Genomic DNA, 15,131 nt, shown 5'->3' with positions numbered 1-15,131 from the left:
CAGGAAAGTAAGCGGCGTCTTCCGGCGGTTCCGCCACTTCCCATACACTTTCGTCGCTTTGCATTCGTGCAAACCGTTCACCCATAAAAAATGCCCATTCGCACGCGAATGGGCAAAGTCTGGGAGTTACCCAGGGACGTCTCTCACTAATTGCCACTCACGCGGCAAGCACAACAGTAGTGCTGGCAGGCTCAGCCGAGGCGCCGAGCTCAAGCGGCGCACCGGCTGTTGCCTGCTGTCTTAGAACGAGTGGCTGATACCAGTGTAGAACGTGTTCTGGTTCTGTCCAGTCAAGCCAGTGCTGTCGCCGGTTTGAACTTGGAAATCGGTGTTCGAACCATTGCGGATAGTACCGACGCTCGCGTACAGCAGAGTGCGTTTGGACAGGTTGTAGTTGGCGCCCACCATGAACAGGTTTGCGCTGCCTACGTCGTGGTTAAGCTTGACGTGATAAGCCGCGCCGATCAGCGTCAGAGCCGGAGTCGCCTGGAAGTTGGCGCCGAGCCAGAACTGGTTGGCTTTGTTAGCTGCGCCAATGCCGCTGGTTGTCAGAGGCTGGGCCGGAGCCGACAGGTTTTGCCAGCCGGCATACAGTTTTGTAGCGCCGAACGTAACGTTGCCGCCGACAGTGATTTCCTTGGAGCGGGAGAACAAGCTGTCGTAAGTGCCGTTTTCGTCATGTGCCGTATCGTACATCGCCAGCAATTCATAGGTAGGCTGTACGAAACCGACTGCGATACCGGTGCTGTTACCGATTCCTGAACCAGTTGGTCCGCGTGTAGTCGATCCTGCAGCTTCGCCCGCACCGTACATGAGGTGCACGTAGAGGCCGCCCATGTCTGGTGTGACGTATTGGATCTGGTTGCTGGTTTGTGGCCAGTTACGACCTTTGAACAAGGTCGACGTACTCATGTTCTGCTGGCCGGTAGGATCGATGCTCCATACCCGGTCGCTTGGCAGCGCCAGGTCGCGGCCGATTTTCACGGTACCGAAGCCACCGTTCAAACCAACGGTCGAACGACGATTAAACAGGCCGGTGCCGTTGAAACGGCCGGTGTCGGCTTGGAAGCCGCTTTCTAACGTGAACAGCGCTTTCAGGCCACCGCCCAGATCTTCAACACCCTTGAAGCCGATCATGCTGGTGCCCCACTCATTGCCGCCGATGCCCCATTGGCCGCCGCGGATGGTGTTGCCGTTTGCGTCTTTGCCTACTTGATTGCTTTGGTAGTTGATGCCTGCGTCAACGCGACCGTAGATGGTCACGCTGGTTTGCGCTTGGGCCGAGCCGACAAGGGCGCAAGCCAGGGCTGCTGCAACCGCGAGTGGCTTGGCCAACGGCATGGCTTTCAGAACAGATTTTCTCATTTCATCTCCTAAGTAAAAATGTGGCGTTGACCACTGCTTTCCGAGTCTTGTGTAGCTCGAAATTCTTGAACCGGACCTTCGTTCTTGCTTCTTGTAATGCCGATTTCTTTGTTGTTAAGAATGGTAAACCTGTTTATGAAATTTTTGTTTTATTTGTGTAGTTTTACTATATTTGTGTTGCTAATTTACAGCACCGGCAAATTTTTCATGCGTCGAATGCATAGTTGTGGCAACGGAAAGGTCTATTAAAAAATGCCCTTGTTTGGTGATTTTTTTATTTGTTTTCTTGTGGAAATTTTTTTATCTGTATTTTTACTACAAGTAATTTAGATACATTTATCTTGCAGTGCGGGATGGCGGGCCAACACCTTATATTTTTTCCAGCAAGGCCCGAACCTGCCCCAGTTGCGGCGGTTTGGCCCCGGCATTCAGGCAGGCGGCTGAACCGCAGGCAATCGAAAAACGCAGGTGTTGCAGCCAGTCGGGTGCTGTATTTTGGCTGTCCGATGCTGCAGGTGCAGCAGCTTCCTGTATCAGCGAATAGATCAGGCCGGCAATGCCGGCGTCGCCCGCACCCACCGTATCGACCACGGTGATCGGCGGCGGCGCTACCTGCCAGTACTGGTCGCCGGCATGGATCGCGGCGCCCTTGGAGCCCAAGGTCAGAAGCACGGTTGCGTCCGGATTGAAGCCGCGCAGCGTCGCCAGGGCGGCTTCGGTGTCGTTTGTGCGGAACAGGCCGGCCAGGTCTTCGTCCGAAACCTTGATGACATCGGCCAGTTGCGCCATCTTTTTCAGCACCGCGTCGTAACGCTGGCCCATTACACTGCGGAAATTCGGGTCGTAGCTTATTTTCACGCCGCGGCTGTGCAGGTCCTCCGCCAGTTCGATCAGGCGCTCCGCCAGCGGTGAACGGGTCAGGCTGATGCCGCCGAAGTGCACCCATTGTGCCGCCTGCTGCCAGCCGCTCGGCAGCACTCCCGGGTCGAACGACAGGTCGGCGCTGTTGTCACCGATGAAATTGTATTGCGGCGGCGAGGTTTCATAGACCACCGCCAGCAACGGCGAACGCGCGGCGCGCTGCAGGAAGCGCAGGTCGAGGCCGGCTTCCTGGCTGGCAGCGTACAGTTCGTCGCCGAACCAGTCCTGGCTGATGGCGCCGGCAAACGCCGATGAAACGCCCAGGCTGGCGGCGGCGCGGGCCACGTTCCAGGTCGAGCCGCCGGTCTTGCTCAGCCACTGGTCGGCGCCGACCCGTATCAGGTCGGTGAGTGCTTCGCCGGCGCTGATGAATTGAGGAAAAGTGAGAACGGGTTTGTCAGACATGACAGCATCCATGCAATGTTTAAAGGAATTGATTCAAGTGCTTATTCAACTGAGTGCTTATTCAACTTATTCAAGCGGACTGCCGACCGCCGCCAGTGCTTCCAGGTACGCGCCCATCGGATGATAGAAATCGGTTTTGCCGTGCGGCGGTTTTTCCGGGCCATAGCGCCGGTTGTCCTGCCGCAGGATGCGGTACCAGCCGCCGCGTTCCTGGTCTATCAGGTGCGCGCTGCTGTAATCCCACAATTTGCCGTAGCTGACCCAGTAAGCCTGGTCGCCGCTACGCGCGGCCAGCAGCGCCGCGGTGGCCAGCGATTCGGCTTGTACCCAGAAATACTTGTCGCCGTCGCAGACGCTGCCATCCGGCGCCAGTCCATACACCATGCCCCCGGATGCCTGGTCCCAGGCGGCCGGCATGGTGACATCGAACAGCTGCCGCGCGCGCGGCAGCAGCCAGCCGGCGTCGCCTTGCAAATGCGGACGATGGCGCTCCAGCAGCAACAGCAGCTTGGACCACTCGGTCATGTGGCCGGGCTGGAAGCCCCACGGGCGGAACATGTTGCTGCTGTCGTGGCGGTTGTATTCCCAGTCCACGCTCCAGTCGGCATGGTAGTGTTCCCAGATCCAGCCGTCCGCCAGCGCCGCCTGGCGCACCGTGACGTTGTGCCCCAGCAGCTCGGCGCGCTGCAGGTAGCGTTGCTCGCCGGTGGCCTCGAACGCCGCAATCAAGGCTTCGCAGCTGTGCATATTGGCGTTCTGGCCACGGTAAGGCGACACCACGCCTGCCGGCGTCGCCTCGTCGGCGTACAGACCGTCTGCTTCTGACCAGAACAGTTTTTCCATCAGGTCAAAAGTGGCGGCGATGCCGTCGGCGGCTTCGCTGATGCCGATGCGCAGGGCATGGGCATGCGCCAGCAGCACGAACGCCAGGCCGTAGCAATGCTGGGTGCGATCGACGGCGACGCCGTTTTCGAGCACCCAGGCGTAACCGCCGTATGACGGTTGCCAGTGCTGTTGCTGCAGGAAGCGCAAACCATGGCGGGCTGCCTCGCGATATTCTTCCTTGCCGTCGAGGCGCCAGGCGAGGGCGTAGCAGAACACCATCCGGCTGCTGTTGACCAAGTGCCGGCTGGCGCTGTCGTAGACGCTGCCGTCGTCGTTCAGGTAATGGAAAAAACCGCCGGCTGGATCAATCGCGCGCGGATGGAAGAAGGCGATGTCGCGCCGCATCCTGTCGCGCAGGAATTCTGGATCGCGGTAATCGGGCGCTGGGGAATCTGGTCTCATGTATGTATTTTTTATAGATGCGTCGCAGGCGGCACAGGGCGGCGTCAGCGAAAAAACGAATCGAACTGCATGTCGAACTGCTGCAAGGCTTTTTGCGCGTTCTGCATTTTCTTGCGGAATTCTGGGCCGCGCTTGAGCGCCAGGCCGACCGCCAGGATGTCGATCACCACCAGGTGCGCCAGGCGCGCCGAGATCGGCGTATAGGGATCGATGTTGAAGCTGAGGTCGATCGGCACCAGCACCGTGGCCAGCTCAGCCAGCGGCGTGCCGCTGGGGCCAAGCACGATGATGTCGGCGCCGCCTTTTTTGGCCAGCTGCACGCTGCGCAGCAGGGCGGCATTGCCGCCGCGCTGCGAAATGGCTACCACTGCATCGCCCGGTTGCAGCAGCGACGCAGCGATACTGTGGATATGCGGATCGGAGTAGGCGACAGTGGGAACGCCGGAGCGGAAGAATTTGTGCTGGGCATCTGCTGCCACAATACCGGAAGTGCCCTGGCCGTAGAACTCGATCTTGTTCGCCTTGAGCAGGACGTCCAGCGCCTTCTGGATCGCATCGGCGCTCAGGTGGTTGCGCAGGTCGAGCAGGGTGTTGATCGAGCGGCTGCAGATCTTGTTGACCAGGTCGGCGGCGATATCGTCCTGCGCCAGCATTTCGTTCGCGCCCGGCAGCGCCACCGCCAGACTTTGCGCCAGCTTGAGCTTGAAATCGTGCCAGCCTTCGTAGCCGATGGCGCGGCAAAAACGCACTACCGTCGGCTCCGACACTTGTGCGTTCTTGGCCAGGGCGGTGATGTTTTCCGCCAGCGCCAGCTGCGGATTGTCGAGAATCGTCAGTGCGACCTTCTTCTCCGACTTCGACAGCAAGTCGATCTGGGTCCGGATCGCGTCCAGCAGCATCGTCATTCGAGTTCCAGCCCGGTCAAAGTTCTGGCAGCGCTTCTTCACGCCATTGCAAGCCGTCGCGCGCAATCAGGGCGCTGGCCGCAGCGGGGCCCCAGGTGCCGGCGGTGTACGGAATCGGATCGTCTTCTTCCTGGTCCCAGAATTCCAGGATCGGTTCTACCCACTCCCATGCCGCTTCCAGTTCGTCGCTGCGCATGAACAGCGTCAGCTGGCCGCGCAAGACGTCCAGCAGCAGCCGTTCATAAGCTTCCATGCGCGGCGATTTGAAACTCTCGCGGAAATTCAGTTCCAGCTCGACCGGCTTCAGGCGCATGCCGTCGCCGGGAGTCTTGGCCATCAGGTTCAGGGTCAGGCCTTCATCCGGCTGCAGCCGGATCACCAGGCAGTTCGGCTCGAAGCTGCTGTTCGGCTGGGCGAAGATCGAATGCGGAATGGTCTTGAAACGGATCACGATTTCCGCCAGCGAATCGGCCATGCGTTTGCCGGTGCGCAGGTAAAACGGCACGCCGGCCCAGCGCCAGGTATCGACTTCAGCCTTGAGGGCGACAAAGGTTTCCGTGCGCGAGTGCGGATTGGCGTCGGCTTCCTTGCGATAGCCCGGTACGGCGACGCCTTCGACGTGGCCGGAGCGGTATTGGCCGCGCACCACGTTTTGCGCCAGCGTAGTCGGCGTGAACGGCTTCAGCGAGCGCAGGACTTTCAGCTTTTCATCGCGGACCGCATCCGGCGTGATCGATACCGGCGGTTCCATGGCAACGATGCACAGCAGCTGCAGCAAGTGGTTCTGCAGCATGTCGCGCAGGGCGCCGGAAGTCTCGTAGTAACCCATGCGGTTGCCGACGCCCAGCTCTTCGGCAATCGTGATCTGTACATCGGAAATCCATTCGCGGCGCCACAACGGTTCAAACAGCACGTTGCCGAAGCGCAGCGCCAGCAGGTTCTGCACCGTCTCTTTACCGAGGTAGTGGTCGATACGGAAAATCTGCGATTCGGCAAATACCTCGCCGACTTCGGCGTTGATCTGCTTGGCGCTGGCGAGGTCGCGTCCCAAGGGCTTTTCCAGCACTACGCGCGAATTGGAAGTGGCCAGGCCGCAGGCGGCGAGGTTCTTGCAGATTTTTGAAAACAGGCTGGGCGGAGTCGCCAGGTAAAACACATTGGTGATCGCGTGGTCAGGCCGCATGGCTTCCACCAGCGCCTTGTAGGAGGCGGTATCGGTGGCGTCCATGCCGACATATTTGATGCGTTTGCAAAAACGCTGCCAGACCGTGGCGTCCAGGCTTTCCTTGCTGATGTGCGGCTTGGCGTCTTGTTCTACGTGCTTGAGGAAATCCGCGTCGCTGCTTTCATGGCGCCCGATGCACAGGATGCGCGCTCCCGGCGGCAAGTCGTTGGCGCGGTCGCGCGCATACATTGCCGGCAGCAGCTTGCGCATCGCCAGGTCGCCGGTACCGCCAAAGATTGCCAAATCGAATTCTGCAAGAGCCATGATAATTAAGACCTATAAATTGCTGCCGCTATTGAGAGATAGATGCAGGATGGTTGGCGCAGCCTTGGGCCTTCCCATCCTGCCGAGAAATATAACCCTGTTATGACAAAGCTGTACGCGCCAACGCGATCAGGCCGTTGGTTGAACTGTCATGGCCTTGTGGATCAGGAGCTGTGGTCAGTTCGCCCAGGATATTGCTCGCCAGGACCTTGCCCAGCTCGACGCCCCACTGGTCGAAACTGTTGACGTCCCAGATCACGCCCTGGACAAACACTTTATGTTCGTACAAGGCGATCAGCGCGCCGAGGCTGGCCGGCGTCAGCGCTTCCATCAGGATCGTGTTGCTAGGGCGGTTGCCGGGGAAAGTGCGGTGCGGCAGCAGGGCGGCGACCTGGTCGGCCGGCATGCCCTTGGCTTGCATTTCCGCTTGCACTTCGTCCGCGTGCTTGCCGCGCATCAGGGCTTCCGACTGGGCGAAACAGTTGGCCAGCAGCGCCGCCTGGTGGCCTGGCAGCTGGTGGCTGGCGTGCAGGGTTGCAATGAAATCGACCGGCGTAACGTCCGTGCCCTGGTGCAGCAATTGGAAATAAGCGTGCTGGCCATTGGTGCCGACATTGCCCCAGATGATAGGGCAAGATGCTGCCTCAAGCGTGGCGCCGTCGAGGCTGACGCGCTTGCCGTTGCTTTCCATTTCCAGCTGCTGCAGGTAGGACGGGAAGTTGCCCAGGTCTTGGTGGTAGGGGGCGATCGATACCGAGCGGTAATCGAAGAAATTGCGGTACCAGACACCCAGCAAAGCCAGGATCACCGGCATGTTCTGTTCCAGCGGCGCATCCTGGAAATGCCGGTCCATGGCGTGGGCGCCGGCCAGGAATTCGCTGAAATGCTCGAAGCCGACCGCCAGCGCAACCGGCAAGCCGATCGACGACCATACTGAATAACGGCCGCCGACCCAGTCCCAGAACGGAAACATATTGGCGGCATCGATGCCGAACGCGGTGACGCCCTCGACATTGGTGGAAACGGCAACGAAATGCTTGCGCAGGTCGGATTCTTGCGCGCCGGCGGCATTCTGCAAAAACCAGTTGCGCGCCGAATGCGCATTCATCATGGTTTCTGCAGTGGTGAAGGTTTTCGAGGCGATCACGAACAGCGTGGTTTGCGGATCGACCTGCGTGAGCACGGCGTCAAGGTCGTCGCCGTCGACATTGGATACGAAGTGCGGCGTGAGGCCGGCCTGTTGATAAGGACGCAAGGCTTGGCACACCATCTTGGGGCCGAGGTCGGAGCCGCCGATGCCGATGTTGACGATATCCTTGATCGGCTTGCCGCTGTAGCCAAGCCAAGTACCGGAACGAACTGCGGCGGTGAAAGTCTGAACTCTTTCAAGCACCGCATGCACATCGGCGCTGACCTGCTGGCCGTCAAGTTCCAGGGCTGGCAGGCGCGGCGCCCGCAGGGCTGTGTGCAGGACTGCGCGGTGTTCGGTGGTGTTGATTTTGGCGCCGGCAAACATCGCCTGGCGCCGGGTTTCGAGCTGGCGTTCCCGGGCCAGGGCAAACAGGTGGCCCATGGTCTCCGCGGTGACATTGTTTTTTGCATAATCGAGGAACAGGCCGGCTGCCTTGACGGAGAACTGTTCAAAGCGCGACGGGGCGGCGGCGAACAGTTCGCGCAACGACGTATCTTTGACTGCTGCGTAATGGGCATGCAAGGCTTGGAAGCTGGCGGTAGTATTAAGCGCTGGTTGTGGCATATCCGGAGTCTTTATTGTCGGTCAGGAATTTATACGACTATACAACAGTTATCGGTAATTTCACTACAAAATATTTTGTAGCGCGCTTGTTTAGCGTGGCTTTGCGGTCCGCATTGGTCGGGCGGCTTGTGGTTTTCTCCAGATAACGGTCATAGCTTGTCGTACGGCTAAGAGTGCTGCTTCGTAGGTGAGGCGGGGCTGCCGTAAAAGATGGATGGGGGCAGGCAAGGGTGGAAAAAAGGGCGGCAAATTAGCGTTGCTGCATTATTTTGTAGTAAAATTTCAAATTCCTACTGTTTCAAGGATCTAATCATGTCTGTTCAAGCCAGCGTCGCCAAAGTCACCGAACGTATCGTTGCGCGCAGCCAGCCTTATCGTAGCGCTTATCTGGCGCGCCTCGAGCATGCGCGTCGCCAGGATGTACAGCGCGGAGCGCTGTCGTGCACCAATCTTGCACACGGTTTCGCCGCGTTTCCAACGAATGATAAATTGAGGCTGAAACAGGACAAAAGTTCATCGGTCGCGATCGTCTCTTCGTATAACGACATGCTGTCGGCCCACCAGCCGTTCGAGCGCTACCCGCAAATCATCAAGGATGCAGTCCATGCTGCCGGCGGCGTCGCCCAGTTTGCCGGCGGTACGCCAGCGATGTGCGATGGCGTGACCCAAGGCCAGCCTGGCATGGAACTGTCGCTGTTCTCGCGTGACGCGATTGCGATGGCGACTGCGATTGCGTTGTCGCACAACATGTTCGACGCTGCGGTCTATCTCGGCATTTGCGACAAGATCGTGCCGGGATTGCTGATCGGGGCGCTGCATTTCGGCCATCTGCCGGCGGTGTTCATCCCTGGCGGGCCGATGACCAGCGGCATGACCAACAAGGAGAAGGTGAAGATCCGCCAGCTCTACGCTGAAGGAAAGATCGGCCGCGCCGAACTGCTGGAGGCGGAAGCCAAGTCTTACCATAGCGCCGGCACCTGTACTTTCTACGGCACCGCCAACAGCAACCAGATGCTGATGGAAGCGCTGGGCCTGCATCTGCCGGGTTCCGCATTCATCACGCCAAACACGCCGTTGCGCGATGCCCTGACGGCCGAGGCGGCGCGCCAGGCATTGAAAATCACTGACCGCGGCAACCAGTATCTGCCGGTCGGCCATGTAGTGAGCGAGAAGAGCATCGTCAACGCCATCGTCACGCTGCTGGCGACGGGCGGCTCCACCAACCACACCTTGCACCTGGTGGCGATCGCCAAGGCGGCCGGCATCGTCATCGACTGGAACGATTTCGATGCGCTGTCCGCGGTAGTGCCGCTGGTTACCCGCATCTATCCGAACGGCGACGCCGACGTCAATCACTTCCATGCCGCCGGCGGCACCGGTTTCGTGATCCGCGAATTGCTGGATGCCGGCCTGATGCATGAGGATGTCAAAACCATCCTCGGCGGCAGCCTGCGCGCCCATTGCGCCGAACCATTCCTGGATGGCGAAGCGGTGGTGTTCAAGCCGGCTCCCGCAGTGAGCGGCGACGATTCGGTGCTGCGCACGGCCACTGCGCCATTTTCCGCCGATGGCGGCTTGCGGCTGCTGACCGGCAACCTGGGACGCTCGGTCATCAAGATTTCCGCGGTCAAGAAAGAGCATTGGGTAGTGCAGGCGCCGGCAGTAGTGTTCCATTCGCAAGAAGCGTTCATGAAGGCGTTCCGCGCCGGTGAGCTGGACCGCGATTTTGTCGCCGTCCTGAGCCATCAAGGCCCGCGCGCCAACGGCATGCCGGAGCTGCATGCATTGACGCCGGCGCTGGGCATCCTGCAGGACGCCGGCCGCCATGTCGCCCTGGTCACCGACGGCCGCATGTCAGGCGCCTCCGGCAAAGTGCCGGCAGCGATCCATGTGACGCCCGAAGTACTGGCCGGCGGCCCGCTGGGCCTGGTGCGCGACGGCGACATGATCCGCATGGATGCCGAGCAAGGTATACTGGAAGCGTTGGTGCCGGCCGAAGAATGGGCGCAGCGCCAGCCGCTGGCGATCGACCTGACTGCCAACCACGTCGGCATGGGCCGCGAGCTGTTTGCCATGTTCCGCACCACGGTGAGCGCAGCGGAAGAGGGCGCCACCAGCTTTGGTTTGCCGCCCGTCCTGCACAATCCGGAAGCTGCCGCACATTCAGAACAACCACAGAAAGCAACGATATGACATCCACAAATCTCCTTTACGGCAACCAGCTGCTGGACATCATGCGCGCGTCGCCGGTGATCCCGGTGATCGCGATCGACGATATCGAGCATGCGGTGCCGCTGGCCAAAGCCTTGGTCGCGGGCGGGATCCGCGTGCTTGAAGTGACCCTGCGCACGGTGCATGGCTTGCCGGCCATCCGTGCCATCGCCGAGCAGGTGCCGGGCGCGATTGTCGGCGTCGGCACGTTGACCCAGGCTGACGAATTCGTCGCCGCGCGCGATGCCGGAGCGGTGTTCGGCGTTTCGCCCGGCTTGACGCCGGCCCTGATCGCCGCCGCCAAATCCAGCGGCCTGCCGCTCTTGCCTGGCGTGATGACGCCGTCCGAAGTGATGGCGGCGCGCGAAGCCGGCTTCCGCCAGCTGAAGCTGTTCCCGGCAGTGCCGGCCGGCGGCGTCGGCATGCTCAATGCGATTGCAGGCCCCCTGGGCGACGTCACGTTCTGCCCGACCGGCGGCATTTCGCTGGAAAGCGCACCGGATTTCCTCGCCTGCAAGAACGTCGCCTGTGTCGGCGGTTCCTGGCTGACGCCGAAAGATGTGCTGAAGTCCGGCGACTGGGCGCGCATCACCGCCTTGGCCGCTGCCGCCAGCAAATTGCGCAAGGCGCTCTGATTCATCCTCCTCATTCTTCCGCCGTCACGGTTAGCCAATAGTGACGGCGGCTGCAAGCCGCATCTCATTTTCCCTTCTGTTTTTCTATTGCCGCGTTAATCCTGGAATTTCGCCAACCGGAATCCGCAGGTCTTCGGCCATGCTTCTGCCTGCCCGCTTTTTCGGATGAGGAGGGCTTGGTTGGGGCGATTGTTTTGATCCCATCGGCCGCCGGATGCTATTCATTGTTATAAATTGAATTGCGCATATTGATAGTATTTGACTATATTTCCCATTGGAAATTATCAATATGAAAAGATGTTTTGGAACTTCATAATTTGCCGGCGTATCCCCGCACATGACAAAACATAGAGGCCAAATTATGAAGATATCCAGACAGTTTTCACTCTCGCGCATCGCGGCCTTGGGCTTCGGCGCATTGCTGGCATCCACTGCTACCGCCCAAACCATGACTCGAGACAATGGCTCGCCGATCGGCGACAACCAGAATTCGCAGACCGCCGGTCCGAGCGGGCCGGATGTGCTGCAAGACACGCATCTGATTGAAAAGCTGCAGCGCTTTGACCGCGAACGGATTCCAGAGCGCGTGGTCCATGCGCGCGGCACCGGCGCCGCAGGCGAGTTTGTCTCCTCCGGCGATTTGTCCGGACTGACACGCGCCAGCCTGTTTGCCGCCGCCGGTAAAAAGACACCTGTGTTCGTACGTTTCTCTACCGTGATCCACCCAAGCGGCTCGCCGGAGACGCTGCGCGATCCGCGCGGTTTTGCCACCAAGTTTTATACCGACCAAGGCAATTGGGACCTGGTCGGCAACAACCTGCCGGTATTTTTTATCCGCGACGCCATCAAGTTTCCCGACATGGTCCATTCGCTGAAACCGTCGCCGATCACCAATACGCAGGATCCAAACCGCTTCTTCGATTTTTTCAGCCACCAGCCGGAAAGCACCCACATGCTGACGCGCGTGTATTCCGACCTCGGCATCCCGGCTTCTTACCGCATGATGGATGGCAACGGCGTCCACGCATTTAAAATGGTCAACGCGCAGAACCAGGTCAGTTATGTGAAATTCCACTGGAAAAGCCAGCAAGGCGTGAAGAATCTCACGCGTGCCGAAGCGGCCAAAGTACAGGGCGAAGATTTCAATAACCTGACCGATGACCTTTACGCTGCCATCAAGCGTGGCGAATTTCCAAAATGGGATCTGTACGTGCAGGTGGTGAAGCCAGAAGATTTGGGCAAATTTGCTTTCGATGCCCTGGACGCCACCAAGATCTGGCCCGGCATCGCCGAAACCAGGATCGGCACCATGACCTTGAACAAGGTGCCGGAGAATTTCTTTGAAACCACCGAATCGGTCGCCATGGCGCCCTCGCACCTGGTGCCGGGCATCGAGCCGTCGGAAGACCGCATGCTGCAGGGCCGCCTGTTCTCGTATGCGGACACGCAGTTCCACCGCCTGGGCGCAAACAACCAGCATTTGCCGATCAACCAGCCATTGGTGAAGGTGAATAACTACAACTCCAACGGCGCCGGCGCTGTCGCCAATCCGCCCGGCGATGTCAATTACCAGCCGTCGCGCCAGGCCGGCAGCTATGCCGACGATGCGCAATACAAGGCGGTGCAGACGCCGCTGAGCGGCAGCACGCAACAGGCGCGTGTCGCCAGAACCGACAACTTCAGCCAGGCCGGCGATTTCTACCGCGCATTGTCCCGGCAGGAGCAGGAGAACCTGATCGGCAATCTTGCCAGCGACCTGGTAAAGGTCGCCAATCCGGAAATCAAGCAAATCATGCTAAGCCATTTTTACAAGGCCGACGCTGATTACGGTACGCGCTTGACTGCCGCGGTGAACGGCAACCTGGCTGACGTCCAGGCGCGGGCGAAAAAGCTCGAGGGCTGATTGCCCGGGCTTCGGTAGCCAGCCAGGCATGCAGCTGAAACTGGCCTGCATGCCGCGTCGCCGGCATCACAATGACATGCGAGATCGCCGTTTTCCGGCGGTCTCGCATTTTTGTTTATTCGGCGGAAAACAGGCTTGTCGCGGGCGAAAAGGCCTCTTTCGATCTCTTCTCAGACATTTGGGTAATAGCTTTCGACAAACCCATTACTGGACGTCATCAAGAAAATTGGCTATAATGGCAAACTCTCAACAACATGGTGCTGCCTCAACGGCACATTTTTGGGTTTCGTGACTCGCGTCAGCGGGTTGTCTCACGCTTCGGCAACGCCGGAGTGTCGCCAAAGTCGGGGAATTCCTCGCATTCTTTGCCGCCCCATGCGGCAGTCGGCTTGTTCAATGTCCTCCCTGCGGGAAGACCGGACGAGATTATAAAAAATTGAGTTTGCATGTCGCGCTGACAGGTTCCGGCTATGCCGTTCCGTGTTTTGCGGTCATGCAATATGCAGCGGAAAAGAAAAACCGTTGGCGTAGCCGCAGGCAAAAAGCCGGCGTGCGGCGCCACGCGTTTGCCGCCGCTGCCTGTGCAAGGGAGTAAGCATGACGAATCGCTATCGCAACGCCATGGTCGGCGCCGCCGTCACATTACTGGTCGTGGCCGCCATCGGCTGGTCGATCGGCCCTGCCGTCATCCGCCAGTACCAGGGCGACCTGGTCTACTACACCGGCCGTCATCTGGTGCTGGTGGCCTGGTCGATGTCGCTGGCGCTGCTGTGCGGGATCCCCGCCGGCATCGTGCTGAGCCGGCCGTACTTTTCCCGCCATGCCGAAAAATGGATGCAGATCTTCAATATCGGCAACACCATCCCCTCCATGGCGGTGCTGGCGCTGGCGCTGGCCATGTTCGGCATCGGCGACAAGCCGGCCATCCTCGCCTTGTGGCTGGCGTCGCTGCTACCTATCGTGCGCAATACCTATGAAGGCCTGAAGCAGGTTTCTCCGGCGATGAAAGAGGCGGCCAAGGGCATTGGGATGCGGCCGCTGCAGGTGCTGTTCCGGGTCGAGCTGCCGAATGCCTTGCCGATCATCGTCGGCGGCGTCCGCACCGCGCTGGCGATCAATGTCGGCACCGCGCCGTTGTCCATCCTGATCGGCGGCGAGAGCCTGGGCGGCCTGATCTTCCCTGGCATTTACCTGAACAACCATGGGCAGTTGCTGCTGGGCGCCACCGCCACCGCCGTGCTGGCGCTGATGCTGGACGCGATCGTTTCGCTGGGCAGCAATGCTTACCTGAGCAAGCGCGGCCTGCTGCGCTGAGCGCCACCTATTCTGACAAGGAACAAACATGCATAAATTCCGTATGACAGCATTGCTGGCTTTTGCGCTCGGCCTGTTCGGCGCGATGCAAGCGAATGCGGCCGGCCTGGTGGTCGGCGGCAAGAACTTTACCGAGCAGCTGATCCTGTCGTCCATGACGCAGCAATACCTGAACGCGAAAGGCTACACGGCCAGCCTGAAAAACGGCCTTGGCACCACCATCATGCGCCAGGCGCTGGAAAGCGGGCAGATCGACATCGTCTGGGACTACACCGGCACCGCGCTGGTCGTGTACAACAAGATAGATGAAAAGCTGGACCGGGACCAATCCTACCAGCGGGTCAAGGAACTGGACGCGCCGCGCAAGCTGGTCTGGCTGCAGCCATCCGAACTGAACAATACCTATGCCTTGGCGGTCCCGCGGCAACGCGCCGAGGACGAGGGCTTGAACACCATCGAGGACCTGGCCGATAGAATCAACCAGGCAGGCAAACAGGATCCGGATAAAAAATACCTGATGGGCATGGATTTCGAATTCGCTTCGCGCCCCGACGGCCTTGAGCCGCTGCAAGCACTGTACGGTTTCAGCCTGGACCGCAGCCAGGTGAAGCAGATGGATGCCGGCCTGGTGTATACCGCCCTGCGCAACGACCAGCTGAATGTCGGCCTGACTTATTCGTCCGACGGCCGGGTGCAGGGCTTCAACCTGAAGCTGCTGCAGGATAACAAGGGGTTCTTCGCCTTTTACAGCGCGGTGCCGGTAGTGCGCCAGGAGATCCTGGACGCCAATCCGAAGCTTGCCGAACAGCTCAACGCGCTGTCGGCAAAGATCGATACCGCAAAGATGACCGAGATGAATAAAAAAGTGGATATCGACCAGCTGCCGATAGCCCAGGTCGCTGCAGATTTCCTGCGCGCCGAAGGCTTGATATAAGGATGC

At 59.7% G+C, this 15,131-nt stretch carries 11 protein-coding genes; 5 read left to right on the top strand and 6 right to left on the bottom strand.

What is annotated here, in order from left to right; translation table 11 throughout:
* Positions 1-240 precede the first annotated feature (240 nt).
* The 6 genes from V8G57_RS02895 to pgi form a co-directional block, all read right to left on the bottom strand.
* Positions 241-1,365, bottom strand: a complete 1,125-nt coding sequence (locus V8G57_RS02895; protein WP_342828136.1) for a porin — start codon at positions 1,363-1,365, stop codon at positions 241-243.
* Between the two features lie 369 nt (positions 1,366-1,734).
* Positions 1,735-2,691 (bottom strand): carbohydrate kinase family protein, encoded by a 957-nt coding sequence (locus tag V8G57_RS02890; RefSeq protein WP_342828135.1) that lies wholly within the window; start codon positions 2,689-2,691, stop codon positions 1,735-1,737.
* A 66-nt stretch (positions 2,692-2,757) separates the two neighbouring features.
* Positions 2,758-3,978 (bottom strand): AGE family epimerase/isomerase, encoded by a 1,221-nt coding sequence (locus V8G57_RS02885; RefSeq protein ID WP_342828134.1) that lies wholly within the window; start codon positions 3,976-3,978, stop codon positions 2,758-2,760.
* Between the two features lie 44 nt (positions 3,979-4,022).
* Positions 4,023-4,877, bottom strand: coding sequence for an SIS domain-containing protein (locus V8G57_RS02880; protein ID WP_092398567.1), 855 nt, complete (start codon positions 4,875-4,877; stop codon positions 4,023-4,025).
* Positions 4,878-4,899: 22 nt separating this feature from the next.
* Positions 4,900-6,372 carry a glucose-6-phosphate dehydrogenase gene (gene zwf, locus V8G57_RS02875; RefSeq protein ID WP_092398395.1) on the bottom strand — a complete coding sequence of 491 codons (1,473 nt, stop codon included), beginning with the start codon at positions 6,370-6,372 and terminating at the stop codon, positions 4,900-4,902.
* A gap of 100 nt (positions 6,373-6,472) precedes the next feature.
* Complete coding sequence (gene pgi / locus V8G57_RS02870; RefSeq protein ID WP_092398393.1) at positions 6,473-8,128, bottom strand: glucose-6-phosphate isomerase; 1,656 nt, start codon at positions 8,126-8,128, stop codon at positions 6,473-6,475.
* A 312-nt stretch (positions 8,129-8,440) separates the two neighbouring features.
* On the opposite strand from pgi, the gene edd reads away from it, so the two are divergent.
* The 5 genes from edd (at position 8,441) to V8G57_RS02845 (ending at position 15,125) form a co-directional block, all read left to right on the top strand.
* Positions 8,441-10,321, top strand: a complete 1,881-nt coding sequence (gene edd, locus V8G57_RS02865) for a phosphogluconate dehydratase (RefSeq protein WP_342828133.1) — start codon at positions 8,441-8,443, stop codon at positions 10,319-10,321.
* A complete protein-coding gene (locus V8G57_RS02860; RefSeq protein ID WP_092398389.1) occupies positions 10,318-10,974 on the top strand; it encodes a bifunctional 4-hydroxy-2-oxoglutarate aldolase/2-dehydro-3-deoxy-phosphogluconate aldolase in 657 nt (218 codons plus the stop codon). The genes edd and V8G57_RS02860 overlap by 4 nt, the downstream gene beginning before the upstream one ends.
* Positions 10,975-11,335: 361 nt before the next feature.
* Positions 11,336-12,877 carry a catalase gene (locus V8G57_RS02855; RefSeq protein WP_425458213.1) on the top strand — a complete coding sequence of 514 codons (1,542 nt, stop codon included), beginning with the start codon at positions 11,336-11,338 and terminating at the stop codon, positions 12,875-12,877.
* Between the two features lie 621 nt (positions 12,878-13,498).
* A complete protein-coding gene (locus V8G57_RS02850; protein ID WP_425458222.1) occupies positions 13,499-14,191 on the top strand; it encodes an ABC transporter permease in 693 nt (230 codons plus the stop codon).
* Positions 14,192-14,219: 28 nt separating this feature from the next.
* Positions 14,220-15,125 carry a glycine betaine ABC transporter substrate-binding protein gene (locus tag V8G57_RS02845; protein WP_342828131.1) on the top strand — a complete coding sequence of 302 codons (906 nt, stop codon included), beginning with the start codon at positions 14,220-14,222 and terminating at the stop codon, positions 15,123-15,125.
* Positions 15,126-15,131: the final 6 nt, after the last annotated feature.

Origin of the sequence: Collimonas rhizosphaerae (assembly GCF_038896935.1) — a bacterium.
Taxonomy (GTDB): Bacteria; Pseudomonadota; Gammaproteobacteria; order Burkholderiales; family Burkholderiaceae_D; genus Collimonas; species Collimonas rhizosphaerae.
Note: the sequence above shows the minus strand (reverse complement) of the source record. Positions and strands in the feature narration are given on the sequence as shown.